Raw genomic sequence first — 25,588 nt, 5'->3', positions numbered from 1 at the left:
TGGCCGGCCGTCAGTTCGGGGCCGGTTGGTCCAGGATGGCGCTGAAGCGCTCCTCGGCGAGGTCGAGCTGACCGAAGATGTGCCGCTTCACCGCCGGCGACAGCGGTGTGTCCGGCCGGCCGATCAGGTCGCGGAAGAGCGGCACCAGCGGGCGGTACTTACGGGCCGACGAGACGACCTTCGGCCCGACCGTGTGGATGACCCCCACGCCGTTGTCGGTGAAGTCCGACACCTTGATCACCCGCGCCCACGGTTCCCGTTCCAGGCTCACCGCGAGGTGCTCGCGGTACTGCTCGTTGCGGTCCCGGTGCGGGTCGTACACCGGGTTGGTGACGGCCGCGACGAGCGTGGCGACACGCGGCCCGAACCGCGCGGACAGCGCCCGCAACGCGGCCGGGGTCGGATCGGCCCCGGAGTCGCCGCCGGCCAGCTCGGACGGGTGGTCCTCGACCGCGTCGTGCAGCAGACCGGCCACGACCACGTCCACGTCTCGCACCTGGTAGTGGTGCATCAGCCGGATCGCGACCCGCAACAGGTGGTTCAGGTACGGCTCCCGAACGCGCCGGTCGTCGCGGTGCAGCTCGGCCGCCAGATCGAGCGCGGCGGTCAACCGCGCCCGGTCGGTGTCGTCGAACTGCTGGACCTCCAGGCGGAAGCGCTCCAGCAGGCCCGGTTCGCCGTGGATCTCGGTGATCGCGTGCATCGGCATGCTGCCCAGGTGCGGCGGGAAGTCCATGCGTCACTTATAGCCGATCTTCTCCACATCGATGAGCCGGTACGTCGCCGACCCGACCGCGAGTCGTCTGCTCACCGCGTGGTCAGATCGGCAGCCGGTCGGCGCCGGCCAGCGGGTCCACCAGGAGAGGGAGCAGCGGCGCGGGGAGGACCGGATCGCGCCGCAGGGTGGGCGTCCAGCCCGCGTCGACCGCCAGGTCGGGGTCGTGCCCCGCGTTGTACGCGGCCAGCAGGTCGACCGGTCGGGCCGGTCCGCCGCCCTGGCGCACCCAGGACCCTCGCTCGGTCAACGCGGTCCCGCCCCAGTCGTACAGCAGGTCGCCCGGGTCGACCGTCGGGTCCAGGGTGAACAAGTTGCTCTCCGCGTAGATCGCCGACTGGACCCCGACACCGAGGGCGTACTGGAAGCCGTCCCCGCCGAGCCGGTAGTGGTTGTTGTAGACGTCGACCTGACCGAACCGCACGCGGGGAAGCCGTTGCAGGACGCCGTCGAAGAGGTTGTGGTGCACGGTGACCTTCAACCGGCCCACGTCCGGGCCGACGGTGTTGGACGAGCCGATGAGCATCAGCTTGTCCCGTCCCGTGAAGCGGTTCCACGACGCGGTGACCAGGCTGGCGGTGTGCGTGACGTCCAGCGACCCGTCGTGCACCTGGTATGGCCGCCCGAAGTAGCTGGGCTGGGCGCTGTCCGGGTTGTCGCCGTCGGTGAAGGTGTTGTGGTCGACCCACACGTTCTCGCTGCGGCGGACGGAGATCTGGTCGTACTGGCTGTTCCAGTTGCCGGCATCGCCGTCCGTCGGCGACCAGGCGGGGAAGCAGTCCCGGGCGTCGGCGAAGGTCAGGTTGCGCACGATGACGTTCGACGCCCGGTCGATCATGAGGGTGAGACCGGTCAGTCGCGCGCCCCGCAGCCCGATGATCGTGGTGTTGGAGCCGACGTTGATCTGGGTCTGGCGGGTCTGGTTCGCCACCGACCGCACCCGGGCCTCCTCCAGCGGGCCGGTCGGCGCGACGCGCCCCCACACCGCCGGGTCGTACGTGGCCAGGTAGTCCTGGAGCCGGTACGCCGGGTCGGCCAGCTCGGCGCAGCCCAGTGGCGTGCCGTCGGCCGACTCGAAGCCGTCGACCGTGCCGTCTACGTAGATCAGTTTCGGGGTGGCGTCGGCGGCGTTCCCGGCGTTGTCACCGCCCAACGCGGCCACCAGTTCGGCGCGGCTGCGCACCACCCGGGTCCGCTCGGCCGTCGCCGCCGCGCCGCCGGTGGTGCCGGGCCCCGCAGCGGCCCAACCGTCCCGGTCGGGCAGCGTCTGCCGGCCGAGCTGGTGCGCCGACCACGGGAGCGGGTCGGGTCGCGTGGCGGCCGAGGCCGGCGCGGCGACGAGGAGCAGAGCGGTCACCGTGGCGCCCGCGAGGGTTCTGCGCATGGGGATCTCCCGGTCAGTGGTGGTGGTCGGGCGGCTGGTCCGTCAGGTCGGCGCGGTACGCCGGCACCGCCCACGACACGCCCAGCTCGCTCGGCAGCGACCCCCGTTCGGCGCAGCGGCGCAGCACCTCGACGACGCCGCGCAGGTGGCGGACCCGTTCGTCGCCGTCGCCCACCACGTCGACCAGGTCACCGTCGAGCAGTCGGGGCTCGGGCGCGGACCGCAGCGCGTCCAGCAGCGCGGTGAACGGCGCGGTACGGGACAGCGGCGCGATCAGCGGCACCCCGGCCGGGTCGATCCGGTGGGCGAGCAGGTTCTCCAGCAGGCCCTGTCGACCGGACACGTCCCGGGGTGCCGCGTCGCCGGGCAGCCGCAGCCGGTCGGTCGGGTATTCCAGCACGGCCTGCCCGGTCGTACCGGTCACCGTCACCTCGCCCGGCACGAACTGCGCCGAGGCCATGGTGACCGCTGCCAGCACGGCCGGGCCGGCGCGGAACCGGACGCGCAGCACCGCCGTGTCCTCCACCTCGATCGGTCGTACCCGGTAGCGCTCCACCTCGATCGCGACCGGCCACGGTGGCGCCCCACCCAGCGCCTCGGCGACGGCCAGGCACTGCATCACCGCGTGCGCGAACGGGTTGGCCAGCGCGCCGTCCAGCACCGGTCGGCCGTCCAACGTCCGACGGCCGGCCCAGGCGGACCGGGCGTAGTAGGCGTCCGGCCGCTGCCACGCGGCGACCGTGGCGATCCCGGTGACCGTGCCGAGGCGGCCGGTGGCCAGGGCATCGGTCAGCGCGGTGAGCGCCGCCGAGCCGAGCGCCTGGAAACCGACCTGGGCCACCCGGCCGGCCGCCGCGAGCGCGTCGCTCAGCTCGTGGTGCTCGGCCAGCGACAGCACCGGCGGCTTCTCCAGCAGCAGGTCCGCGCCGGCCGCCACGGCGTCGCGGGCGATCGGCAGGTGGGTGTGCGGCGGGGTGCAGATCACCACCACCTCCGGGCGGGTGGCGGCGAGCATCGCCCGGTGGTCGGTGAACACGTCCACGCCGGGCGGGACCGGCGCCTCCCGCTCGTCGCGCACCGGTGCGACGTCGACCAGGGCGACGAGCCGCAGCCGGCCCTCGGCGTGCAGCGGGGCGATCAGCCGCCGGTGCCAGTGACCGTGCCCGTTCGCCCCGATCACCGCCACCGTCGCGGGCGGCACCCACCCGTTCACCGGACGCCGGCCAGGGTCGCCTCGACGCCGTGTCGCCCGAGCGCGGTGAGCCAGGCGGTCACCTGGGCGCGCACCTCGTCGTCCGCGGCGACCTCGGCCGGGATGACCTCGCGGAGCGCGAAGACGGCGTCGACCGCGCCGGCCGGGCTCTGCGCGCCGGCGTCCAGGGCGGCCCGGATGGGCCCGGCGAGGGGATCCTGCAACGGCAACGGGCGGCCGTCGTCGGCGTACCCCAGCGCGAAGCGCAACCAGGACGCCACGACCAGCGCGCCCCAGCGCGCGGACCGTCCGGACGCGCGCAGGTCGGCGATGGTGTGCAGGATGCGTTGCGGCAGCTTCTGCGAGCCGTCGATCGCGACCTGGAGGGTGCGGTGCCGGATCGCCGGGTTGCCGAACCGGGCCAGGACCTGCTCGCCGTAGTCGACGACCCGCACCCCGTCCGGCGGCGTGAAGCTGGCCGCGACGTCCTCGGCGATCAGCCGGCGCAGCACGTCGGCCAGGTGCGGGATCTCCAGGGCGTCCGCGATGGTCTCCCGCCCGGCCAGCGCGCCGAGGTACGCCACGGCCGAGTGCACACCGTTGAGGGCGCGCAGCTTCAACCGCTCCCACGGCCCGGCGTCGTCGGTCAGCACCGCCCCGGCGTGCTCCCAGCCCGGCCGCCCGCCCGGGAAGTCGTCCTCGATGACCCACTGCGCGTAGGGCTCGGCGGCCACCGCGGCCAGGTCGGTGACGCCGAGCGCCCGGCGGGCCGTTTCGATGGTCGCCGGGGTGCTGGCCGGCACGATGCGGTCCACCATGGTCCCCGGGCACGTCACGTTGGCGGCCACCCAGTCGACGAATCCGGCCGGCGTCCCGGCGGCCCGCTCGATCGCCTGGTCGATCAGGCCGCGCAGCCGTCGGCCGTTGGCCGGCAGGTTGTCGCAGCTCACCAGGGCGACCGGTCCGGCGTCGGCGGCGGCGCGGGCGGCCAGCCCGCGCAGCAGCAGACCCGGCACGGTGGCCGGGGGCCGATGACCGGCGAGGTCCGCGGCGAGCGCGGAGTCCGGCGACAACCGGCCGGTCACCGGGTCGAGCTGGTACGCCTTCTCGGTGACGGTGAGCGTCACGACCCGGACCGCCGGGTCGGCGAGCAACGCCACCACGGCGTCCGGGTCGCTGGGCGCGTGCCGTACCCCGCTCAGCGCGCCCACCACCCGGGTGGTGGCGTCGGCGGCGGACAGGGCGCTCACGCTGAACAGGTTGTCCTGGGCGGCGAGCGCGTCGACCACGGCGGCGCTGCGCGGGGCGACGGCCACGATGCCCCAGTCGCCGCCGGCCGCGCCGACCGCCGCCTCGGTGTAGACCGCCTGGTGCGCGCGGTGGAAGGCCCCCAACCCCAGGTGTACGACGCCCGTCGGCACGGTGCCCGGTCGCACGAGGGGTCGGGAGTCGACGGGCAGGTGGCGCAGCACACCCAGGCCGAGGCGGGACGCGCCGACGGTCACCGCCATGCCGGACCGTCCGGGAACCGGAACTCGGCGATCGACGCCGGTCTCATGGTGGCGCTGTAACCGGGGCGGTCCGGCAGCAGGTAGCGGCCGCCGCGGGTGCGTACCGGGTCGACGAAGTGTTCGTGCAGGTGGTCGACGTACTCGATCATCCGGCCGTCGAGGCTCGCGCCCACGCGCAGGTAGTCGAAGATCGCCAGGTGCTGGACGTACTCGCAGAGGCCGACGCCACCCGCGTGCGGGCAGACCGGCACCCCGAACTTCGCCGCCATCAGCAGCTCGGCCAGGACCTCGTCGACGCCGCCGACCCGGCACGCGTCGACCTGCATGACGCCGATCGCCTCCGCCTGGAGCAGTTGCTTGAAGATGACCCGGTTGGCGGCGACCTCACCGGTGGCCACCCGGCACCGGCCGCCGGTCAGCTCGGCGACGGCGCGGTTGATCCGGGCGTGCCCGAGGATGTCGTCGGCGTGCGTCGGCTCCTCGATCCAGTACGGGTCCACCTCCGCCAGCGCGGTCATCGCGGTGATCGCCTCGTCGACGTCCCAGACCTGGTTGGCGTCCATCATCAGCAGCGCGTCCGGGCCGATCTCGGCGCGGATGATCCGGGCCCGGCGCAGGTCGTCGGCGAGCGGGCCGCCGACCTTCATCTTCATGGCCCGCCAACCGTCGTCGTACGCCTGCCGGGTCAGCGCCCGTACCTTGTCGTCGGGGTAGCCGAGCCAGCCCACCGACGTGGTGTACGAAGGAAAGCCGTCCCGTTCCAGCGTCGCCAGCCGGTCGGTCAGGCCGTCGCGTCCCTTGTCGAGGATCGCGGCCGCCTCGTCGGGTGTGAGCGCGTCGCTGATGTGGTGGAAGTCGACGCTGGCGACGAGGTCGTCGGTGGGCAGCTCGGCCAGGAACCGCCACATCGGCTTGCCGGCGAGGGTGGCCCGCAGATCCCACACCGCGTTGACGAGCGCGCCGGTGGCCATGTGGATGACGCCCTTCTCGGGGCCCAGCCAGCGCAACTGCACATCCGCGCTGAGCGAGCGCCAGAACGCCACCGGCTCGGCGGCGATCTCCTCGACCGTACGACCCTCGACGTGGTGGGCCAGCGCCCGCACCGCCGCGCAGGTGATCTCGTTGCCGCGGCCGTTGGTGAAGGTGAACCCCGCGCCCGCCGGCCCGGAGTCGGTGCCCAGCTCGACGTACGTCGCCGAGTAGTCGCCCCGGTTGATGGCGTCGGACCCGTCGCCCCGGGCGGCGGTGGGGAAGCGTACGTCGTGTACCTCGACGGAGGTGATGGTGGTGGTCACTGGTCAACGCCTCCGAAGTGGAAGACCCGCTTGGGCAGCCGGTACGCCAGGTCGACGATCGTCTCGGCGGCCTCGTCCATCGCGAGCCGGTGCTCGGCGACCAGCCGGGCCAGGAAGCCGGCGTCGACCCGGCGGGCCACGTCGTGGCGTACCGGGATGGAGCAGAACGCCCGGGTGTCGTCGACGAACCCGGTGGTGTTGTAGAAGCCGGCGCTCTCGGTGACCGTCTCCCGGAACCGCCGCAGCGCCTCGGGGGAGTCCAGGAACCACCAGGGCGCACCGAGCAGCAGCGCGGCGTACCCGCCGGCCAGGGGCGCCAGCTCACGGGTGAAGGTGTCCTCGTCGAGGGTGTAGAGCACCACCGTCAGCCGGGGGTCGTTGCCGTAGCGGGACAGCAGCGGGGCGAGCGCGTGCACGTACTCGGTGGCCTGCGGCACGTCGCCGCCGACGTCCCGGCCGTGCCGCTCGTACAGCCAGCGGTTGTGGTTGCGCACCGCGCCGGGGTGCAGCTGCATCACCAGGCCGTCGTCGAGGGACATGCGGGCGAACTCCATGAGCATGTGCGCCCGGAACGCCTCCGCGTCGGCGGCGTCCGCCGCGCCGCGCAGCCCACGCTCGTAGAGGCGGGCGGCCTCGGTCGGCGTCAGGTCCAGGGTGCGCGCGGTGGGATGCCCGTGGTCCGACGAGGTCGCCCCGGCCGCGACGAACGCGGCCCGGCGGGCCCGCAGGGCGGCCAGATAACCGGGGTACGTGCCGGTGTCCTCCCCGGTCAGCGCGCCGAGCCGCGCCACGTTTGCCGACCAGCCGTCGAACTCCATGTCCACCACGTCGTCCGGGCGGAACGTGGTGACCACCCGACCGCCCGGCCCACCCCAGCCGTCGGCGGCGAGCTTGGCGTGCGCCGCGAGGTCGTCCAGCGGCGACTCGGTGGTGGCGAGGACCTCGATGCCGAAGCGCTCGAACAGCGCCCGGGGCCGGAACTCCGGCTCGGCGAGCCGCGCGGCGATCTCGTCGTAGAGCGCGTCGGCGGTGTCGGGACGCAGCGGGGTGTGCGCCCCGAAGACGGTGCGGAGGGTCTGCTCCAGCCACAGCCGCGACGGGGTGCCCCGGAACAGGTGCCAGTGCGCGGCGAAGCGCCGCCAGATCACCCGCCCGTCGGCCTCGACCGGGCTGCCGTCCCGGGTGGGCACCCCCAGGTCGCCCGGGGGTACGCCCTGACTGAGCAGCATCCTCGTCAGGTAGTGGTCGGGCACGATGAGCAGCCGCGCCGGGTCGGGGAAGGGCCGGTCCTCGGCGAGCAGGGCCGGGTCGACGTGCCCGTGCGGCGAGATGATCGGCTGCCGCGCCGCGAGGGCGTACAGCTCCCGGGCCAGCGCGCGCTGGCCCGGCTCGGCCGGCAGGAGCAGGTCGGTGTGGTCGGACGTCGGCACGGGGCTCCTCGTTCTGCTTCTCAGCGGGTGGTGAGCAGGTCGGCGACGCGTACGGCTCGCCCGGTCTCCAGGGACCGGTTGGCGGCCAGGCCGGTGAGCAGGGCCAACGCGCCGTCGTCGGCCGTCGCGGCGCGGCCCAACGGATCGGGCTGGCCGCCCAGGAGCACCGCGGTCATCCGGGCGTCCGCGCCGCCGTGCCCCTGGCGGGTACGACCCTCGATGCGAATCCGTCGGGGAGGTTCCCAGAACGGGCGCACGGTGAGCGTCGCGTCGCCCCCCTCGGCCGGCGCTTCGACGCCGTGCAGGGCCGCGCCCTTGACGGCGCCGGCGGTGCCCCGGTCGACGTGGTCGTTCTCGGTCACCTCCAGTTCGAGGCGTCCCCGGCTGCCGTTCACCATCACCCGGTAGCCCTCCCAGGGGGCGTACGCGGTGAGGTGGTAGGTCATTGTCGCGCCGGTGGAGTAGCGGGCGAGCACCGCCATGTCGTCCTCGATGCTCACCCCGGGGGCGAAGACGTTGCGGTCGCGTTGGTAGCCGTCCTCGGTCTCGGCGTCGAGGTACAGCTCGCGCAGCCGGGGGTGCGCGTCGAGCCGCAGCGCGAACGGGTCGTCGGCGGCGGCCGGGGCGCCGTACGCCCGGTCGTAGTCGCGGGCGTAGCCGTGCCGGCGGCCGTCCTCGCCGTAGAAGAAGAGCCGACCGGCCGCGTACACCTCGACCGGGGTGGCGGCCAGCCACCAGTTGACCAGGTCGAAGTGGTGGCTGGCCTTGTGCACCAGCAGGCCGCCGGAGGTGGCCTTGTCGCGGTGCCAGCGGCGGAAGTAGTCGGCGCCGTGGCGCACGTCGAGCAGCCACTCGAAGTGCACCGAGCCGATCTCGCCGACCGCGCCCTCGGCGAGCAGCCGGCGGACCTGCTCGTGCAGCGGGTTGTAGCGGTAGTTGAAGGCGACCGTGACGCGCCCGCCGGTCTCGGTCACGGCGTCCAGGATGCGCCGGCAGCGGGCGGCGTCGACGGTCATCGGCTTCTCGGTGACGACGTCCCGGCCGGCGCGCAGCGCGGCCACCACGTACTCGTCGTGGGTGACGTCCACGCTTGTCACCAGGACGACGTCGACGCGTTCGGCGTCCAGCATGGAGGTGAACTCGGCGGCGGGGTACGTGGGCACCGGCCGGTGTCCCAGCTCGCCCAGCCAGCGGTTGTGCGCGTCCATCCGGGTCTGGTTGACGTCGGCGAAGGCGACCAGCTCGGTGGAGTCGGCGTGGTCGAGCACCAGGGCCCGGACGAACATCTCCGCTCGCGCGCCGGTGCCCACGACGGCGTAGCGGACCCGCCCGCCGGATCTCGGTGACATGCGATCGCCCTCCGGATGACCCCTGCAAAGGTTTGCAATGAAGTAACCACGATCGATGTGATGACGTCAACGACAGCGGCACAATCGGCGGCAATTGTGGGTTTTTGCGGGTTTGAAGGCCACTGTTGGGCGTCTCGCTGCAACAAAGCTGCAAACATAGACCGTTGACAGTGGAGCAACCGTTTGCATTAATTGGCGGCACCCGCGTGACCACCGCCGCACTCGGACGAAGGGGCCGCCGTGCCAGTCACCATCCGGGACGTCGCCCGCGCCTCCGGGGTGCACATCTCCACCGTGTCCCGCACCTTCTCCGCCCCGCACCTCGTCAACCCCGAGACCCGGGTCCGGGTGCTGGCCTGCGCGGAAGACCTGGGCTACCGGCCGAACCGCGCCGCCCGCGCCCTCATCACCGGGCGTACGCACAACATCGGGCTGATCATCGCCGACATCGCGAACCCGTTCTTCCCACCGCTGATCAAGGCGGCGGAGGGCCAGGCACGCCATCGCGACTACCACGTCTTCGTGGCCGACACCAACGAGGACCCGACCGCCGAGGAGGAGTTGGTCCACGCCCTCGCGAAGCAGGTCGACGGCGTGCTGCTGTGCAGTCCCCGGATGAGCAACAGCCTGATCGAACAGCTCAGCCGCGAGGTGCCGCTGGTCGTGGTGAACCGTCAGGTGACCGGCCTGCCGTGCGTGCTGATGGACGTCGGACAGGGAGCCCGCGCAGCCGTCGAGCACCTGATCGGTCTCGGTCACCGCGCCATCGCCCTGCTCGGCGGGCCGCGCAGCTCGTGGACCAACCGGGAGATGCGGCGAGCCGCCACCACGGCCGTCCGGGCCGGTGGCGGAGTGTTGACCGTCCTCGGCCCCAACGCTCCCACCGAGACCGGCGGCGCCGCCGTGGCCGAGCAGGTGCGGCGCAGCGGCGTCACCGCCGTGCTCGCCTACAACGACCTGATGGCGATCGGCCTGATCGAGGGGCTGGACGCGCTCGGGGTCCGGGTGCCGCAGCAGGTGAGCGTCGTCGGGGTCGACGACATCGCCCTGAGCCGGCTCACCCGACCCAAACTGACGACGGTGGCCACACCCACCGGGGCCGCCGGCCGGACGGCCGTCGACATGCTGCTGCAACAGGACATCGAGTCACCGCGCGGCGCGCGAGGGCCCGGTTCCGGCACGGCGGTCGGCGTCCGGCGTACCACCGCACAGGTAATGCTCCAGACCGACCTGGTCATCCGCGAGTCGACCGGGCCGGGTCCGCATGCCCGGCCGGCACGTCCCCGGGCCGCTTCCCATCGCCCGGACCCGCACTGCCCTGCGGGCCCGGGCATCCCGACCGCGGCCTCGGGTGATGCCGTCGGCTCCTAAAGCCGAGGAGTGAGCGCACATGCACCCCGCAACGTCCCCCACCACCGGCACGCCCGTCGGGCGTCCGCACGGTATCCCGCTGCCCCGGCGGCGGCTGCTGCGCGGCCTGCTCGCCGCGACGGTCGCCGCGCCGCTGCTGTTCGGCGCCGCCGCGTGCGGCGACGACGACGCCGCCGACCCCAACGCCCCCGTCAAGCTCTCGATCTTCTGGTGGGGCGGCGACGCCCGGGCCAAGCTGACCGAGGACGCCCTCGCCCTCTACACCAAGAAGCACCCGAACGTGACCTTCGAGAAGACCTGGCAGGCCAACCAGGGCTACTTCGACAAGCTCGCCACGCTGACCGCCGGCGGTAACCCGCCCGACCTGTTCCAGATCGACGACAACTACCTCTCCGAGTACGCGGCCCGCAACACCACGCTCGACCTCACCTCGTACCAGAAGTCCGGCAAGCTGGACACCTCCACGTTCCCCAAGAGCCTGTGGCAGTACGGCGTCGTCGACGGCAAGCTCGCCGGCCTGGCCGCCGGGGAGAACACGCAGGGTCTGGTCTACAACAAGACGCTGCTGGCGAAGCACAACCTGCCCGAGCCGACCACCGGGATGAGCTGGGAGCAGCACATCGCCTGGGCCCAGGAGGTGTCCGCCAAGACCGGGGTTCCCGGCACCCAGGACCCGAGCGCCGACTACAAGGCGTTCTGGGTCTGGCTGCGCCAGCAGGGCAAGGACCTCTACAAGGGCAAGGATCTGGGCTTCACCGCCGAGGACGTGACCGCCTGGTTCGACCTGTGGAAGGGCGCGCGGGACCGTAAGGCCACCCCGACCGCCGACGTCATCCACGAGGGCAACTCCAGCGACGTCACCAAACAGTTGGTGGTCACCGGCAAGTCGGCGACGTCCTGGGTCTGGGCCAACCAGATGCCGGACCTGAAGAAGAACACCAAGGACGAGCTGGGGGTGATCGCCTACCCCGGCGATCCGAGCGCCCAGTGGGCCCGGGCCTCGATGTACTGGTCGGTGTTCAAGGGCAGCAAGAACAGGGACGTCGCGGTCGACGTGATCAACTTCCTGGTCAACGACCGGGAGGCCGTCACCCTGCTCGGCACCGACCGGGGCCTGCCGTCCAACCTGGAGCTGCGTCAGGTGGTCAGCGACGGCGCCACCGATCCCGCGATGAAGCAGTCGATCGCCGTCGAGGCGGAGCTGACCCAGAAGTTCGGCGAGTCGCCACAGGTGCCGATCAAGGGGCACAGCACGGTCAAGTCCGAGCTGGTCAAGGCCGCCGAGAGCGCCCAGTACGGCCGGGCCACCCCCGCGCAGGCCGCCACCCAGTTCCTCGAGGCGTGCAAGGGCGCCATCGCCTGACCCGCCCCACGAGGCGAGGAGAGGAGCCGATCGTGGCGTTGACCACGGCGCCCGACCCGACCCGACCCGGCCCCGGATCCGCCCGGACCCACCCCGCACGGCGTGGGTCCGGCGGCATCCGGCACCGCGAGGGTCTGGCGGGGTACGTCTTCCTGTCGCCGTGGCTCATCGGCCTGATGGGTGTCACGGCCCTTCCCATGCTGCTGTCGCTCTATCTGAGCTTCACCAACTACGACATCCTCACCCCGTTCTCCGAGGCCCGGTGGGTGGGGCTGGCCAACTACGAGCGGATGTTCACGGCCGACCCGTCGTACTGGCACGCGGTGCGGGTCACCCTGACCTTCGCGCTGGTCGCCGTACCCCTGAAACTGGCCGCCGCCCTCGGCGTGGCGCTGCTGCTCAACCGCGCGTGGCGCGGAGTCGGGCTGTTCCGCGGTCTGTTCTACCTGCCGTCGCTGCTCGGCGGCAGCGTGGCGCTGGCCATCGTCTGGGTCAACATGTTCAACCGGGACGGTGCGTTCAACTCGCTGCTGAGCCTCGTCGGCATCGAGGGCAGGCCCTGGGTCAACGACCCGGACTGGGCGCTGCAGACGCTCATGGTGCTGGCCATCTGGCAGTTCGGCGCCCCGATGGTGATCTTCCTGGCCGGGCTCAAGCAGGTGCCCACCGAGCTGTACGAGGCCGCGTCCGTCGACGGCGCCGGTCGGTTCCGGCAGTTCCGCGACGTCACCCTGCCGATGCTCTCCCCGGTCATCTTCTTCAACCTGGTGCTGGAGACGATCAACGGCTTCCAGGGATTCACCGCCGCGTTCGTGCTCAGCAACGGCACCGGCGGTCCGGTCGACTCGACCCTCATGTACACGCTGAACCTCTACATCACCGGCTTCACCGACCTGGAGATGGGCTACGCCTCGGCGATGGCCTGGGTGTTCCTGCTCGCCATCGCGGTGATCACCGCGATCTTCTTCAGCACCGGGCGGTTCTGGGTGCACTACTCCGACGGAGAGGACCGGTGATGGCGACTCCGACGGCGGCGGCGCTGCCCGGAGCGGGACGACGCCCCGGCGGTCGGCCCGTGCTGCGGCTGCTGATCCTGGTGGTGATCGTGGCCGTGGTGCTCTACCCGCTGATCTGGATGGTCGGCACCTCGGTGAAGTCGCAGGAGGAGATCGTCAACAACGTCGGGCTGCTGCCCGAGCGGTTCACCCCGGGCAACTACACCGCCGGCTGGTCCAACTTCGACGTCGGATTCGGCCGGTTCTTTCTCAACAGCGCGCTGGTCAGCCTGCTCACCGTCGTCGGCAACGGGCTCTCCTGCCTGCTGGCCGCGTACGCCTTCGCCCGCCTGAGGTTCCGGCTGCGTGGCCTCTGGTTCGCCGTCATGATCGGTACGCTGCTGCTGCCCCAGCACGTGCTGATCGTGCCGCAGTACATCCTGTTCCGCACCCTCGGTCTGGTCGGTGGCGAGTGGCCCTACCTGCCGCTGCTCATCCCGCAGTTCCTGGCCACCGAGGCGTTCTTCGTCTTCCTCATGGTGCAGTTCATGCGGGGCGTGCCGCGCGAGCTGGACGAGGCGGCGCGGATCGACGGCGCCGGCCCGTACGGGATCTTCCGGCACATCATCCTGCCGCTGAGCCGACCCGCGCTGGTCACCACCGCGATCTTCTCGTTCATCTGGACCTGGAACGACTTCTTCCGCCAGTTGGTCTTCCTGTCCCAATTGGAGGACTACACGGTGCCGGTGGCGCTCACCCTCTTCATCGACTCGACGAGTCAGAGCGCGGTCGGGCCGATGTTCGCCATGTCGGTGCTGTCGCTGCTGCCGGTCTTCCTGTTCTTCGTCGCGTTCCAACGGATGCTCGTCGAGGGGATCAACACCAGTGGCATCAAGGGCTGAACCCGTCGACGTCGCCGAGCGGCGGGACTGGCGGGACGTCGCCCGCGACGCCGCCGACCTGGCGCTGCTCGGCATCCTGACGACCCTCGCGGCGGCGCCGCTGCTCACCGCCGCCGGGGCGGCCGGTACGGCCAGCGCGGCGGTGCACGACTGGACGCGTACCGGTGGTTGGCCATCGGCGCGGACGACCCTGCGCCGGTTCGGCCGCTCGGTGCTGCCCGGCGTGCCGGTCAGCCTGCTCGGGCTCTGCGTGCTCGGGCTGCTCGCCGCCGACCTGATGGCGCTGACCGCCGGGCGGGTGCCCGGCGGCCCACCGGTGCTGGCGGTGACCGGGCTGGTCGCGGCCGTTCTGGCCGGGTACGCCGGACTGGTCGTCGTCGAGGCGGGCCGCAACGGGGGCGGACGGTGGCGGGTCGCGGCCCGGTCCAGCGCCCGCGCCTGCCTCGACGCGCCCACCCGGTGGGCCGCCCTCACGGGCGTGACGGCGTTGGCGGGGCTGCTCGCCGTCCTGGTCACACCGGTGGCCGTGCCCATCCTCGCCGGCTACACCCTGGCCGCCCTGCACGCCGTCGCCAACCGGATGCTTGTCCCGGAGCGGGTGGAGGCGGGGTGAGCGCCGAGGAGCCGGCTCGGCTGCTGGTCGGCGGGACCGAGGTGGCCCGGTACGTCGTCGACCCCGCGTTGGACGCGCGGCACGGCCCCCGGCCGTACCTGCATCCCGTCCGTACCCTCGGCGGCACGGTGGTCACCGACGCGCTCCCCGCCGACCACGTCTGGCACCTCGGAGCCTCCCTCGCGGTGCAGGACGTCGACGGCGTCAACCTGTGGGGCGGGCGCACCTACGTGCGCGACGTCGGCTACACGTGGCGCGAGGACCACGGGCGGATCGTCCACACCGGCTGGACGGGGCGCTCGGCCGACCGGTTGGCCCATCAGCTCCAGTGGCGCGATCCGGGCGGACGGGTGCTGCTCACCGAGCGGCGTCAGCTCGCCGCTTCGGCGGTGACGCCGGACGTCTGGCGGCTCGACGTGGGCTCCGCTCTCACCGCGCCGCCCGACAGGTCCGTGCGCCTGGGCAGCCCGGCCACCAACGGTCGTCCCGGCGGGGCCGGCTACGGCGGGTTCTTCTGGCGGGCGGTCGCCGCCGGGGCCGAGGCGACGGTGTTCACCGCCGAGGCGGCGGGGGAGGAGGCGGTCAACGGCAGCGCCGTCCCGTGGCTGGCGCTGGCCGGCACCGGCCCGGGCGGTGGCGCGTACACCCTGGTCTTCGCGGGCCTCGGCCCCGGCGACCGGTGGTTCGTGCGGACCGCGATGTATCCCGGCGTGTGCGTGGCCTTCGCCTTCGACGCCCCGGCGGAGGTCCCCGCCGGAACCACCCGCCACGGCAACTACCAGGTGTGGATCGCCGACGGCGTCCTGCCTCCCGACCAATGCGCGACCCTCGCCAGCGCGCGTCGATCATGAAGTTGTTGTCCCGACACGCCGAGCGCGGTGACGACAACTTCATGATCGACCGGGTAGGGCGGCGGGGACGGCGGCGGCGGTGACCCGGATGGCCTTGACGATCGCCGGGATCGAGCCGATCAGGAGGACCAGGCCCCAGATGATGGCGATGATCGCGAAGACGAGCGCCGCCACGTCGTCGACGATGCTCACCAGGATCACCGGCACCAGATTGTGCAGGAACTCCAGCACGACGGTGCACAGCAGGGTGGTGATGATTATCAGGACGAGGCCCTTGTTCTGCAGAAACCGGGGCTGGGCCAGCACCAACAGCCCCGCCCAGACCAGCTTGAGCAGCAGCGCCAGGCCGAGCAGCACCGCCGCGTCGCCGACCGGGAAGAAGCCCCACAGCGCCAGGTACGCCAGGGTGCCGAACGGCACGGCCAGGAACAGCGACACCATGATCATCAGCTCGACGAACGCGATGATCAGCAGGATCAGCGAGCCCAGGATGAGCAGGATCGAGAAGATCAGCGTCGCGACGCCCTGGATGCGGCCCTGCACCCGCTCGGGCACCACCAGGCTCAGGCAGAACAGGCCGGTGGTCCAGAGCGCCACCGCGTCGATCAACGCCAGATAGCTGGTGCCCCGTCCGGAGGGTTCGCTGACCCCGGACGCGTCCACCTCAACGCCGAGGTCCGCCGCGCCGACCAGCAACGCGCCGGTGGCGTCGCCGCCGCCGGTGAGCAGCGACGATCCCACCTCGACGAGGACCACCAGCGTGATCGCGACCAGTGCGAGCAGCAGGAACGGCTTGCGCAGGTCACCCATGGCGGGCCTCCGTACGGTCGGGGAGCGCGCCAGCGGGCGGACCTGTCACTCGGTGGCGACGTTGACCGTGCATCCCACACCTCCCGGGCAGCCCAGCAGCACCGTCGTCGCGCTGTCGACGGCGATCCGGGCGACCGCCTCGCCGCCGTCGTCCGGTTCGACCTCCGAGCGCACGGTGAGGTCGGCGTCCCCGGGCGCCGGGACGCTCACCACGAACGTGCGGCCACTGCGCAGCACCAACGTCCGCAGTTCGCCCGGGTCGGCGACCCGTACCGCGCAGCCGCCGACGAAGGTGAGCACGTCGCCGGTACGGTCGCAGTCGGCCTCCACGGTCGCCGGGTCGATCGTGCTGCTTCCGCCGGCCAGGCTGCCCAACCGCTGCACGATCCCCGGCCGATCGCTCGCGCGGCCCTGCTCGCCACCGCCGACGCCGACGGCGAGCGCGAAGAACGCCACCAGCAGCACCGCCAGCGTCACCAGGACGACCTTCTGCCTACCGCTCATCGCCGCGCGACCGCCCCGGTCACCTCGGTGAAGCGGATCTGGTCCACGCCCGCGAAGTACCTGTCGAAGCCCTGCGTCTTGCCGACGGCGACCAGGGTGAGCGTGTGCCGGCCCGCCGCCAACCGGACGGTGCCCACGTCGGTGAAGTCCTGGAGGATCACCGTCGGGCTGAAGCCGAAGAAGGTGCTGCCGAGCTGCACGCCGTCGATCTGCCAGATGGTGTTGGCGTAGTCGAAGCTCGTGGTGCGCGTGGTGGAGAAACGCCAGAGGGCGTCGGCCGGCAGGTCGACGGTGACGCTCACCCGGTCACCGGGCGCCAGGCCCGTGAAGAACAGTTGCGCGTCGTCCGACCAGGTGATGTCGCAGCAGTTCGGCTGCGCGTCGATGCCCGCGGCGGTCTTCGCCGGGGACTCCACCCGCGCCCCGTCGACCAGGCTCTCCGCCTCCAGCGTCACGACCCGTGGCGTGCCCGGCGTCGGTGGGCCGTCGGAGCGGGTCAGCAGGTAGCCGACCACCCCGCCGACCACGAGCACCAGCGCCGCCGCGGCGGCGATCCACGGCCACGGCGTCCGCTTCGGCGCGGCGACCGCCCGGACCTCGTACGTCACCCGGCCGCTGGAGCGCGAGCTCTCCTCCGGCGCGGTGTTCGCCGAGTACGCGAACCCGGTCATGTCGTAGCGGCGGGGTGCGGTACCGGCCGGCACCGCGAGGCGGACCAGGAACGAGACCGAACCCTGACCGGGCACCACCCGCTGCGGCTCGGTGACGGTGAACCAGGCCCGCTGGCTGCCCTCGCCGGGCGCCACGTCGAAGACGACGGTGTCCGGCGCGAGGCCCGGGTTGGAGACGGTGAACGTCAGCTCGCCGTGGTTGGCGGCGTCCAGCGTGAACTGCGACGCGGCGGCGACGACGGCCCATTCGGTGGTCATGACGGCTCCTTAAGCGGACGGTGCCGCGGTCGGCTGATCCGATGGTGGCGAGGCGGCGAGGACGACCTCGGCGGTGGTCGCCGCCGGCTTCTCCGCCTCGACGATGCGGGTGATCACGGCGAGGTGGTCGGCGGCGGCCGCCGGCACCCGCACCACGATGTGAAAGGGCCTCTCGTCGGGCTCGTCGATGGCGAAGCCGCTCATCCCGGTGGCCACCTCCAGGGCCCGTCGCATCCCGTACGGGGTGCCGCGCCACCGCGCCAGCAGCGCGCCGTGGGCCACCAGGTCACGCAGCCGCCCGACCGGCAGGGGCAGGGGCGCGTCCGGTCGGTGCGACGCCACGACGTGGTCCATCGCCACCCAGCGGGTCAGGCGTACGACCATGTCGTCGGGGGCCCGGTACGGGTCGAACAGGGCGTCCACCTCGGCGAGGATCGCTTCGTCCGGGGCGTGCAGCCCCTCCATGACGTCCAGCAGCGCCCAGAGCACGCTGCCCGGCACGCATGCCCGCTGGTAGGCGGCGGGCAGCAGCCGCTCAATCGCCGAGCGTCGCATCCTGGCGCACCACCTCGATGTCGTGCTCGCCGGAGCAGAGCAGCCACGTGTCCGGGACGGTCACCACGTCGGCGGTGGCCTGGTTGGCGCTTGCGGTCCAGGTGACCGCGTCGGCGCTGCGGTACACGCCGCGCTCGCCGCAGGCCAGCACCAGCCGGTCGGCCGCCGGAGTGCCCGCGCCGGAGGCCGCCGGAGCGCCCGCGCCGACGGCCGCCGCCGGAGGGCCGCTCACGGCGACGGCGTCGACCGGCACGAACCGGGTCCGGTCGCGTAACGGCAGCCCGCAGTTGACCGAGACCGGTTGCCACTGCGGCTGGGCGGCCAGGGTGTCCAGCCGCAGCACCCCGCCGCTCTGCGTGGCGGCCACCGCCTGCTGGCCGGCGAACGCCAGATCCCGGCAGGTGCCGCCGATCCAGCCGGCCTGCACCGACTGCCACTTGACGTCGGACTCGAACAGCCGGGTGCGGTGACAGCCCTGACCGGGCTTCTTCGGGTCCGGCTCGCCCGCGCCACTCCACAGCAGCGTGGCCGGGCCGTCGTACTGCACCGCGAGGACCCGGTTGTCCACATTGGAGAGCCCGACGTGCGTGAAGCTGCCGGGCCGGCCGCCGGCCGTCGACAGGTAGACCCCGAAGCTGGCCTGCGCCGCGACCGCCACCCCGGGCGCGCCGCGCTCGGAGACGAAGGCGCGGACCGCGTAGAAGCCCCGGTCGGCGTCGGACGGGTCGACGAGGATCTGCAACGGCACCGCGCCGGGCAGCAGCGACACCTCGTACAGCCCGGTGTCGGTGGCCACCAGCAGCGCTCCCGCGCCGTCGCGGTCCAGCCACGCCACGTCGGAGATCCGCGAGTCCAGGTCGGTCAGCAGCGACCACGTCTCACCCAGGTCGGTGCTCAGTCGTACCCGGGAGCCGCCCGACTCGCGCACCGTCACCACGGCAACCGAGCCGGGACGCGCCACGATGCCGGGCCGCACCGGGGCGGGGGCGGGCGCGACCCGCAGCACCGTCTCGTCGTCGTCGAACCGGCCGGCCGGCTCCCAGCCGGAACCCGCGTTGCTGGAGCGGAACAGCACCGGGCCACGCCCGGCGTACCAGGTGCGCGGCTGGTACGCGTCGACGGCGAGGGCGCGGACGTTGGCGTCGGGCGCCTCGTCGACCACGAACCGCACCGACTCGACGTACCGCACGCCCGGCTCGGCCTGCTCCAACAACCGGTACACGTTCGACGCCCGCAGCGGCTCACCGAACGGCCACCCGCTCGGGTTGAGCGCGGTGGGCAGCGGGCTGAGCGTCTGGTGCAGCCGGTCGTGGATGCGCCGCCGGACCGCGTCGACGTCCTCCTCCCGCCGCACCACCACGCGGGCCCGCACCGACACCGCCTTGAACCGGGCCCAGCTCGCCCGCGAGCGGATACCGACCATCCGGCGCTGTTCCAGGTCCGCCTCGACGCGGTGGCGGGCCTCGGGCACCTCGTACTCGCGCAGCACCGCCACCGGCAGCCGGCCGCCCGGGCGGTCCGCCGGCGGCACGTACGGCACCAGCACCACCTCGACCTCACCCGGGCGGGCGAAGCTGTAGACGGCCGAGCGGGTGAACGCCCGGGCCCGTGCCACCGCGCCCGAGCTGGTGGCGAGGACCTCGAAGTCGCGGGCGGTGACCGCGCGCTGCTGGGCGAAGAACTCGTACGGGCCGCGCAGCAGCACCGATTCCAACGCCTCCATCTCCCGGCCGCCGGCCGCCCGGGTGGGGTTGTCGACGCGTACCCCGGGCAGTGGATCGCGCAGGGTGGTCAGTGTGCCGGCGGCGACGTTGCCGGCCGGACCGCCGCCGGCCCGGTACCAGAGGCGGACCTGCCGCCCGGCCGGGGGCACGGCCGCCACCGGCGTCGGCCCGGCGGTGCCGTCGGCGGGCGGCCGCAGGTCCAGGGCCGGGGCGAAGGTGACGGTGCCCGAGCAGCGGTCCACCAGGTACGCCTTGGCCTGCGGGCCGAGCCCGGCGAAGCTGTCCACCGGTTGCCAGATCTCGAACGTGCGGCCCTCGTGCTCGCGGGCGGCCGCCCCCAGCTCCACCGAGCCGGTCGGCACCTCCACCCCGAGCAGCAGGTCCAGCGGCTCGCCGGTGTGGGCCAGGGGAGCGCGGGCCGCGCGCAGCACCTGCCCCGGCTGGCCGGTGCCGAGACCCAGCAGCTCCGCGTCCACCGGCTCGCAGTGGTGCATCCGGACGGTCACCGACGACTCGCCGGCCGGCAGCATCGCCGGCTCGGTCGTGACGAACACGACGGGCCGGGGATCGGCGCCACGCGCCGCCGCGACCCGCAGCCCGGCCGGGATCCGCACCGCCGAGGTGTCGGTGCCGGCGCGGGTGAACACCACGTCCGCCCAGGCCGCGGTGGGCGCGTGCCGCGCCACCCCGAGCAGGTTCAGGAACTGGACGTACGCCTTCTCCGGCAACTGGTTCAGCCGGTAGATCATCACCTCGGTCAGGTGCGCGAACGCCTCCACCAGCGCCATGCCGGGGTCGTGCGCCGACAGGTCGGTCCAGGCGGGGCAGGACTGGCGGATCCGCTCGCGGGCCTCGGTGACGAGGTCGAGGAACCCCCGGTCGTCCAGGTGCGGCACGGGCAGCGTCATGACGATTCTCCCGGTTGGTCGTCGGCGGGGAGCAGATCCACGGAGAACACCAACTGGCCGGGCGTGAGGCTGGCCCGCACCCGGTAGTCCAGCCGGATCACCAGCCGCCACGCGTCGTCCACGTCCGGCCCGGCGTCGACGTCGATGACCTCGACCCGGGGCTCCCAGCGGGCGATGGCCTGCCGCACGTAGTGGATCGCCAGCCCGGCCGTGGTGTCGTCGTTGGGCGCGAAGATCAGCCGGTGCAGCCGGGAGCCGTACCCGGGTCGCATCAGCCGCTCGCCGGGCGTCGTCGACAACAGCAGGAACAGCGCCTGGCGTACGCTCTCGTCGCCCTCGGTCATGGCCAGGCCACCGGCGGCGGTGAGCGCCAACCCGCCGCCCCGGCCGGCGTCGAAGCCGGCCCCGACGAAGCGGAACGCCCTCACCGGTCCGCCCCCAGGAAGCGCTGCCGGGGGTCGCGGACGGTGTGGTGGATCGCGTCCGGCGGTGTGCCGTCGGTGAAGCCCTCCAGGTGCGAGAGCACCACCCGGTGTCCGTCGACGCGGAGCCAGTCGCTGTAGCCGACGTGGACGGTCAGCGTCTTCGCGCACGGTTTGATGGTCGGGCCGTAGTTCGGGCAGGCGACGATCGTCCGTCCCTCCGGGTCGTCGTCCACCAGCACCGGCACGGCGGTGACGGTCACCCATCGCTGCGACGGTTGGTTCTCGACCCGGCCGTCGTGGTCGCAGGCGATCACCGAGTCGCGGTGGATCCAACGCATCAGCCGCCTCCTTCGTGGTGGGCGCGGGCGAGCGAACGGGCCTGCCGCGCCGCGGTGGTCGGGTCCTCGGTCGCCTCGGCGCGCAGGAAGTCCACGCTGCGGGCGCGGACCACCATGGCCCGGCCCGGTGCGGAGATCACCAGATCCGTCGCCGCGTGCAGGGTGGCCAGGTCGGGGGTGAGCTCCAGCCAACTGCCGCCCTCGGTGCCGAGCCGCAGGCTGCGCTGGACGTCGTCCACAACGATCGACTGTCCGCCGGCCGTGCGCAGCGTCCAGCGCCGGGCCCGACCGTCGTCGATGCCCGCGTCGTACGGCTCGACGGCCCCGAACAGCGAACCCAGCACGATGCCCGAGGCCGGCTCGCCGCCGGGCAGCACCACCAGCACCGTGTCGTCCGGATCGGGGAGCGCCACCAGACCCTTGCCGCGCCCGGCACCCGGGCAGAGCACGCCGAGCCAACCGGCGTCCAGGTCCCCGTACGCGGGCAGGGTCAGCCGTACCCGGCCCAGCCCGTCCGGGTCGGCCACGTCGGTCACGGTGCCGAGGGTGACGACCGCGCCGCCGACCGCCGTGGGCGTCGTGGTCGGCGGCACGGTCGAGAACCGGGTGAGGTGCCCCTCGCCGTCCACGGTGTGCACCACCTCGGTCAGCACGTACGCCCCCGCGAGGGGGTCGGGCACCCCCGCGAGGTCGATCCGTCGGCCCGGTCGCAGCGCCGGATCACCCTCGGCCACCCCCTCGGCGGTCGACAAGGCGGCGGCGCGCCGGTCCAGTCGCGCCTGGGCCAGCGCGGCCACCTCGTCGTCGCTGCGTCCCGGCTGGTCGACGGCGGTGCGGACGCCGTCGGCGCCCACGTCGGCCGGGTCCGGACGGTCACCGGACGGCCGACCGCAGCGCGCCTCGTCGGCCCGCTGGCTGATCGGCTCGGCCCGCTGCGGGTGCCACCCCAACGCGACGCTCGCGCCGCTGGCCTGGTCCGCGTTCGTGGACAACCGCAGGGTGTGCACGCCCGCGCCGAGGGTCAGCGGGACCGGCTCGCCGTAGCCGGCGAGGGTCACCAGTCGTACGCCGTCACCGTCGGCGGCCAGGTGCAGCCCGGCCCGCCCGGCGACCTCGCAGAGCAGCTCCAGATCACTGTGCCGGTGCTGGACCAACCGTTCCAGCCGCGGGCCGTCGTCCTCGGCCGCGACGCTCAGCCCCACCTGGCCGCACAGATCCCGGGCCAGCTCCGCCGCCGTCACCGAGGTGAAGACCCGCAGGTCCTGCCGCTTGCGCAGCCGGTGCAGCGCGTCGTACGCCCGCAGCCGCAGCACGACCGCGCCATCGGCGGCGTACTCGACCTCCACGCAGGTCACCTCCCCGACGAACAGCGCGTCGGCGTGGTCGGCGAGCCGTACGTCGAGGGTCGTGCCGGGGCGCACGGCCGGGTCGAGCGCCGCGGTGCCGGCGGCGGTCGCGAGGACCAGTTCCGCCTGGGTCGGCTGGTCGAGCCGGGCGGCCACCCGCAGCGAGCGGATCCGCTGGCGGGCCACGGCGTTCAGCTCGACGCCGTCGAGCAGGACGGTCAGCGCCCGGGGCGCGACGCTGGTCACGGCGTACCCCCCGCGGCTGGTGCGCCGCCGGCCGACGCGGACCCGCTCGCGGTGGCCGTTCCGGTCGGGCCGGCCCCGCTCGCGGTGGCTGCTCCGGTCGGGCCGGCCCCGCTCGCGGTGGCTGCTCCGGTCGGGCCGACCCCGGTCGCGGCCGCGATCGAGGCGGCCCAACTCGCGGCGGCGGCGATCGAGGCGTCCACGAACGACCCGCCGGCCCGCGCCATCGCGCCGAGCGTCGACTCCGGCGCGGAGCCGCCCGAGCCGACGGGGGGAACCGCGAGGGTCGTACCGGCCGGCACCGCGAGCGGGTCGGTGATCCGGTTGTGTTCGGCCAGCAGCCGCCACCGCAGCGGCGAGCCGAGCGCGTCGTTGGCCAGCAGGTCGAAACGGACACCGGCGTGGCCCGGCTCGGTGGCGCCGTCGCCGGCCGCGACCACGGCGCTGCCCGGTGCGGCGACCGGCGTACTCGCCGCGGCAAGCTCCTCGGCGAAGCCGGCCTGCGCCTGGTCGGCGCTCTCGGCGGTCCGGACCAGCTTCAGTCGCAGCCAGGAGCGCCGGGGCGAGCCGGTACCGGTGAACGCGTCGAACCGCTCGGCCACCGCCACGATCACGCCCGGCACGTTCCACGTCTTGCCCCAGACCACCCGGACCAGCGGCGGACGCAGCCAGCCGTGCTCGACGTCGGAGTTCTCCGCCAGCATCCACAACGGTCGGGTCAGCATCCGTACGTCGGTGGGGCGCACCTGCGCCTGGACGAAGTCGACGTCGAAGAGCAGATCCAGCACCAACTCCGTACGGCCACCGCCGGTGAATACCAGCGGGTCGTCGGCCAGACCGGAGCCGGTGAGCTGCGCGCCGCCCGCACCCCGATGGCGTACGCCGGCGAGCCGGGTCACCTGCACGGTCTCCGGGTTGAGCAGGCAGTCCACCCGCTCCCCGGTGGAGTCGATGAGGAAGGCGACCCGTTCCATCAGCCGCCCGCCTGCTCCCGGTCGAGCCGGCGCTCGTGGCCCGCGTCGAGCGCCGCGCCGGGCACCGTCCACAGCGGGCCGTCATCCGGCAGAGCCGGCCACGGGTCCACGCCGGGCCCGAAGGCCGCCGACGCGAACGGCGCGCTCACCGGCCAACGCCCGGCGCTGTCGACCTCGGCGGTGCCCGTCCCGTACCCCGGTCCGGCGTCCCACCACCCGACCTCGCCGCCGCGCCGCCCGTCGGCGTACGGGTTGTCGGCGCGCTGGTCGCGGTCCGGCGGGGTGCGCTGGCCGCGGCGTGGTACGTCGTGCTGGTCGGGCCTCTCCGGCTCGCCGTACCGGCCCGTTGGTTGCTGGTCAGGAAGCCGGCTCGCGCGGTGCTCGGGCGACTGCCGGGAGCGCCCACGGAACTGGTGCTCGGGGAACCCGTCGCTCTGCTGTTCGAGATGGTGGCCGGCGTGGGGCCGGGGGTGCCCCTCGGCGGGGTGCTCGCCGAGCCGGGCCGGCCCGGCCGGCTCGTCCGGCAGAGCGGGCCAGGACGGTCCGCCCATCCTCCCGCCGCCGCGTCCGTGCTGCGACGTCGTGGCGTCCGGAGCGGATCGTCGGGAGTAAGCCCTTTCGGAGGTGCCGAAACCGTCCGCCCTCTCGCCGGGTGGCTCAGGTGTGGGGGGCAGATGTGACGCGGTGCCGGGGGTGGCGACCGCCTCCCCGGGGTGGGCGACGCCGGGCGCGCGGAACGGCCTGCCGACGCTCGCCGCGCTGGCACTCCCGTTCGTCGACGCGGAGCCGTCGGACCGGGCCGTCCCGCTCGACGACGTCGAGCCGTCCGGGATCGCTGGTCGAATGATCGGGAGCCGTCGTTCCGACCCGCCGTCCGCGTGTCCGGGACCGCCCGCCTCCAGACCAGGGTGGACGTGATCACCAGCGCCGCCCGGTCGGGCGCGCGGGTGCGGGTCGCCGAGTCGGCCGTGGGCGGCGGTCGGCCGGCCGGTCCGACCCGCCACCGGCCGGTGGGTCCGACCGGCGACCGGTCGGAACGCCGGGTCGACCGGGTCGCCCGAGCGGTCCGGCCGCCGCGTTGGCGCCGCGCCCGGCGGAGTCTCGTTCCGCGTCGGCGCGGCCTGGTCGAGGTCGACGTCCAGCTCACGGAGCAGGCCGGGGGCGTGCGCGGCGACCAGGTCCACCCAGTGCTGCGGCGGCTCGCCGAGACGACGCGGCGGCTCCGCCGGACGTTCCGGCTCGGCGGTCGGGTTGTCGACGCGTCCGGCGAGGCGCTGCACCGCGCCGGCCACCGAGCGGAGGCGACCGGCCAGCCAGCTACGCGGGCGTCGGCGCGGCGGCACCGCCGGCCTCCAGTTCGAGGCCCTCGTAGCGCAGCGTCAGCGACGCGATGGCGATCTCGTGGCTCACCGTGTTGAGGTGCGCTCCGCGCCACCGGGTGGGCCACGCGTCGATCAGGTTCCAGCGCAGCACCTCGGCGGTGCCCGCCGCGTCGAGCAGCACCACCGACACGTTGCGGCGGTTGAGGGTGCCCTTGGCGGTGGCGTTCACCCAGTCCCACAGCTCACGGGACGCGGTGAGGCCGAAGTGCAGTGTCACCGGCTCGTACTCGGCCTGCCCGGGGACCATCCGCGTCGGTCCGGGGCCGTGCTCCCGGTACGGCTGCCCGGGGATGTTCACCTCCAGCCCGCTCATCTCCGTGAAGTGGCCGTTGGTGACGCCGTTGATGAGCAGCCGGAAGTTGTAGGCCCGGTACGGGTCGACGGGCGCGCCGGGCTGCGGGGTGGCGGGGGTGGCCATG

Annotated in this window: 24 protein-coding genes; 6 read left to right on the top strand and 18 right to left on the bottom strand. The window is 73.5% G+C overall.

Annotated features, from left to right (window positions below; genetic code table 11):
* Positions 1-10: 10 nt before the first annotated feature.
* The 7 genes from ACIA3K_RS01480 to ACIA3K_RS01450 form a co-directional block, all read right to left on the bottom strand.
* Entirely contained in the window at positions 11-736 is a 726-nt protein-coding gene (locus ACIA3K_RS01480; RefSeq protein WP_396798352.1) for an HD domain-containing protein, read from the bottom strand.
* An 82-nt stretch (positions 737-818) separates the two neighbouring features.
* Entirely contained in the window at positions 819-2,159 is a 1,341-nt protein-coding gene (locus tag ACIA3K_RS01475) for a polysaccharide lyase family 1 protein (protein ID WP_396798351.1), read from the bottom strand.
* Positions 2,160-2,172: 13 nt separating this feature from the next.
* Positions 2,173-3,372 (bottom strand): Gfo/Idh/MocA family protein, encoded by a 1,200-nt coding sequence (locus tag ACIA3K_RS01470; RefSeq protein WP_396798349.1) that lies wholly within the window; start codon positions 3,370-3,372, stop codon positions 2,173-2,175.
* The gene (locus ACIA3K_RS01465; protein ID WP_396798348.1) at positions 3,369-4,862 is read right to left on the bottom strand and encodes a mannitol dehydrogenase family protein; all 1,494 of its coding nucleotides are present in this window, start codon (positions 4,860-4,862) and stop codon (positions 3,369-3,371) included. Before ACIA3K_RS01465 ends, ACIA3K_RS01470 begins: the two co-directional genes overlap by 4 nt.
* On the bottom strand, positions 4,853-6,157 hold the full coding sequence (locus ACIA3K_RS01460) for an enolase C-terminal domain-like protein (protein ID WP_396798347.1): 1,305 nt from the start codon (positions 6,155-6,157) through the stop codon (positions 4,853-4,855). Before ACIA3K_RS01460 ends, ACIA3K_RS01465 begins: the two co-directional genes overlap by 10 nt.
* Positions 6,154-7,587 carry a glucuronate isomerase gene (gene uxaC, locus ACIA3K_RS01455; RefSeq protein ID WP_396798346.1) on the bottom strand — a complete coding sequence of 478 codons (1,434 nt, stop codon included), beginning with the start codon at positions 7,585-7,587 and terminating at the stop codon, positions 6,154-6,156. The genes ACIA3K_RS01460 and uxaC overlap by 4 nt, the downstream gene beginning before the upstream one ends.
* A gap of 20 nt (positions 7,588-7,607) precedes the next feature.
* Positions 7,608-8,936 (bottom strand): Gfo/Idh/MocA family protein, encoded by a 1,329-nt coding sequence (locus ACIA3K_RS01450; RefSeq protein ID WP_396798344.1) that lies wholly within the window; start codon positions 8,934-8,936, stop codon positions 7,608-7,610.
* 240 nt (positions 8,937-9,176) lie between these two features.
* Here ACIA3K_RS01450 and ACIA3K_RS01445 point away from each other — a divergent pair, with 240 nt between their 5' ends.
* Genes ACIA3K_RS01445 through ACIA3K_RS01420 form a run of 6 tightly spaced genes read left to right on the top strand, consistent with a single transcriptional unit; the run spans position 9,177 to position 15,031 of the window.
* Positions 9,177-10,307, top strand: a complete 1,131-nt coding sequence (locus ACIA3K_RS01445) for a LacI family DNA-binding transcriptional regulator (protein WP_396798343.1) — start codon at positions 9,177-9,179, stop codon at positions 10,305-10,307.
* Between the two features lie 19 nt (positions 10,308-10,326).
* A complete protein-coding gene (locus tag ACIA3K_RS01440; RefSeq protein WP_396798341.1) occupies positions 10,327-11,670 on the top strand; it encodes an ABC transporter substrate-binding protein in 1,344 nt (447 codons plus the stop codon).
* 32 nt (positions 11,671-11,702) lie between these two features.
* Complete coding sequence (locus tag ACIA3K_RS01435; RefSeq protein WP_396798339.1) at positions 11,703-12,686, top strand: carbohydrate ABC transporter permease; 984 nt, start codon at positions 11,703-11,705, stop codon at positions 12,684-12,686.
* Positions 12,686-13,567, top strand: coding sequence for a carbohydrate ABC transporter permease (locus ACIA3K_RS01430; RefSeq protein ID WP_355051221.1), 882 nt, complete (start codon positions 12,686-12,688; stop codon positions 13,565-13,567). The genes ACIA3K_RS01435 and ACIA3K_RS01430 overlap by 1 nt, the downstream gene beginning before the upstream one ends.
* Positions 13,551-14,180, top strand: coding sequence for a hypothetical protein (locus tag ACIA3K_RS01425; protein WP_396798337.1), 630 nt, complete (start codon positions 13,551-13,553; stop codon positions 14,178-14,180). Before ACIA3K_RS01430 ends, ACIA3K_RS01425 begins: the two co-directional genes overlap by 17 nt.
* Entirely contained in the window at positions 14,177-15,031 is an 855-nt protein-coding gene (locus ACIA3K_RS01420; RefSeq protein WP_396798335.1) for a PmoA family protein, read from the top strand. The genes ACIA3K_RS01425 and ACIA3K_RS01420 overlap by 4 nt, the downstream gene beginning before the upstream one ends.
* Positions 15,032-15,070: 39 nt before the next feature.
* Here the strand turns inward: ACIA3K_RS01420 and ACIA3K_RS01415 are convergent, their stop codons facing one another.
* From ACIA3K_RS01415 to ACIA3K_RS01365, 11 genes are read right to left on the bottom strand one after another with little or no spacing between them, the layout of a single operon-like run.
* Entirely contained in the window at positions 15,071-15,841 is a 771-nt protein-coding gene (locus ACIA3K_RS01415; RefSeq protein ID WP_396798333.1) for a hypothetical protein, read from the bottom strand.
* Between the two features lie 45 nt (positions 15,842-15,886).
* Positions 15,887-16,345 (bottom strand): hypothetical protein, encoded by a 459-nt coding sequence (locus tag ACIA3K_RS01410; protein WP_396798331.1) that lies wholly within the window; start codon positions 16,343-16,345, stop codon positions 15,887-15,889.
* Positions 16,342-17,274, bottom strand: coding sequence for a hypothetical protein (locus ACIA3K_RS01405; protein ID WP_396798329.1), 933 nt, complete (start codon positions 17,272-17,274; stop codon positions 16,342-16,344). Before ACIA3K_RS01405 ends, ACIA3K_RS01410 begins: the two co-directional genes overlap by 4 nt.
* A 9-nt stretch (positions 17,275-17,283) precedes the next feature.
* Positions 17,284-17,829 carry a phage tail protein gene (locus ACIA3K_RS01400; RefSeq protein WP_396798328.1) on the bottom strand — a complete coding sequence of 182 codons (546 nt, stop codon included), beginning with the start codon at positions 17,827-17,829 and terminating at the stop codon, positions 17,284-17,286.
* The gene (locus ACIA3K_RS01395) at positions 17,810-20,461 is read right to left on the bottom strand and encodes a putative baseplate assembly protein (RefSeq protein WP_396798327.1); all 2,652 of its coding nucleotides are present in this window, start codon (positions 20,459-20,461) and stop codon (positions 17,810-17,812) included. The genes ACIA3K_RS01400 and ACIA3K_RS01395 overlap by 20 nt, the downstream gene beginning before the upstream one ends.
* Entirely contained in the window at positions 20,458-20,889 is a 432-nt protein-coding gene (locus tag ACIA3K_RS01390; protein WP_396798326.1) for a GPW/gp25 family protein, read from the bottom strand. Before ACIA3K_RS01390 ends, ACIA3K_RS01395 begins: the two co-directional genes overlap by 4 nt.
* The gene (locus ACIA3K_RS01385) at positions 20,886-21,224 is read right to left on the bottom strand and encodes a hypothetical protein (protein ID WP_396798324.1); all 339 of its coding nucleotides are present in this window, start codon (positions 21,222-21,224) and stop codon (positions 20,886-20,888) included. The genes ACIA3K_RS01390 and ACIA3K_RS01385 overlap by 4 nt, the downstream gene beginning before the upstream one ends.
* Complete coding sequence (locus ACIA3K_RS01380) at positions 21,224-22,816, bottom strand: contractile injection system protein, VgrG/Pvc8 family (protein WP_396798322.1); 1,593 nt, start codon at positions 22,814-22,816, stop codon at positions 21,224-21,226. The genes ACIA3K_RS01385 and ACIA3K_RS01380 overlap by 1 nt, the downstream gene beginning before the upstream one ends.
* On the bottom strand, positions 22,813-23,787 hold the full coding sequence (locus ACIA3K_RS01375; protein ID WP_396798321.1) for a hypothetical protein: 975 nt from the start codon (positions 23,785-23,787) through the stop codon (positions 22,813-22,815). Before ACIA3K_RS01375 ends, ACIA3K_RS01380 begins: the two co-directional genes overlap by 4 nt.
* The gene (locus ACIA3K_RS01370) at positions 23,787-25,130 is read right to left on the bottom strand and encodes a hypothetical protein (RefSeq protein WP_396798318.1); all 1,344 of its coding nucleotides are present in this window, start codon (positions 25,128-25,130) and stop codon (positions 23,787-23,789) included. The genes ACIA3K_RS01375 and ACIA3K_RS01370 overlap by 1 nt, the downstream gene beginning before the upstream one ends.
* Positions 25,105-25,587 carry a phage tail protein gene (locus ACIA3K_RS01365; RefSeq protein WP_355051208.1) on the bottom strand — a complete coding sequence of 161 codons (483 nt, stop codon included), beginning with the start codon at positions 25,585-25,587 and terminating at the stop codon, positions 25,105-25,107. Before ACIA3K_RS01365 ends, ACIA3K_RS01370 begins: the two co-directional genes overlap by 26 nt.
* Position 25,588 lies beyond the last annotated feature (1 nt).

The organism is Micromonospora sp. NPDC051543, assembly GCF_044454415.1.
Classification (GTDB): domain Bacteria; phylum Actinomycetota; class Actinomycetes; order Mycobacteriales; family Micromonosporaceae; genus Micromonospora.
The sequence above is the reverse complement of the archived record's forward strand: the minus strand, read 5'-3'. Positions and strand labels throughout refer to the sequence as shown.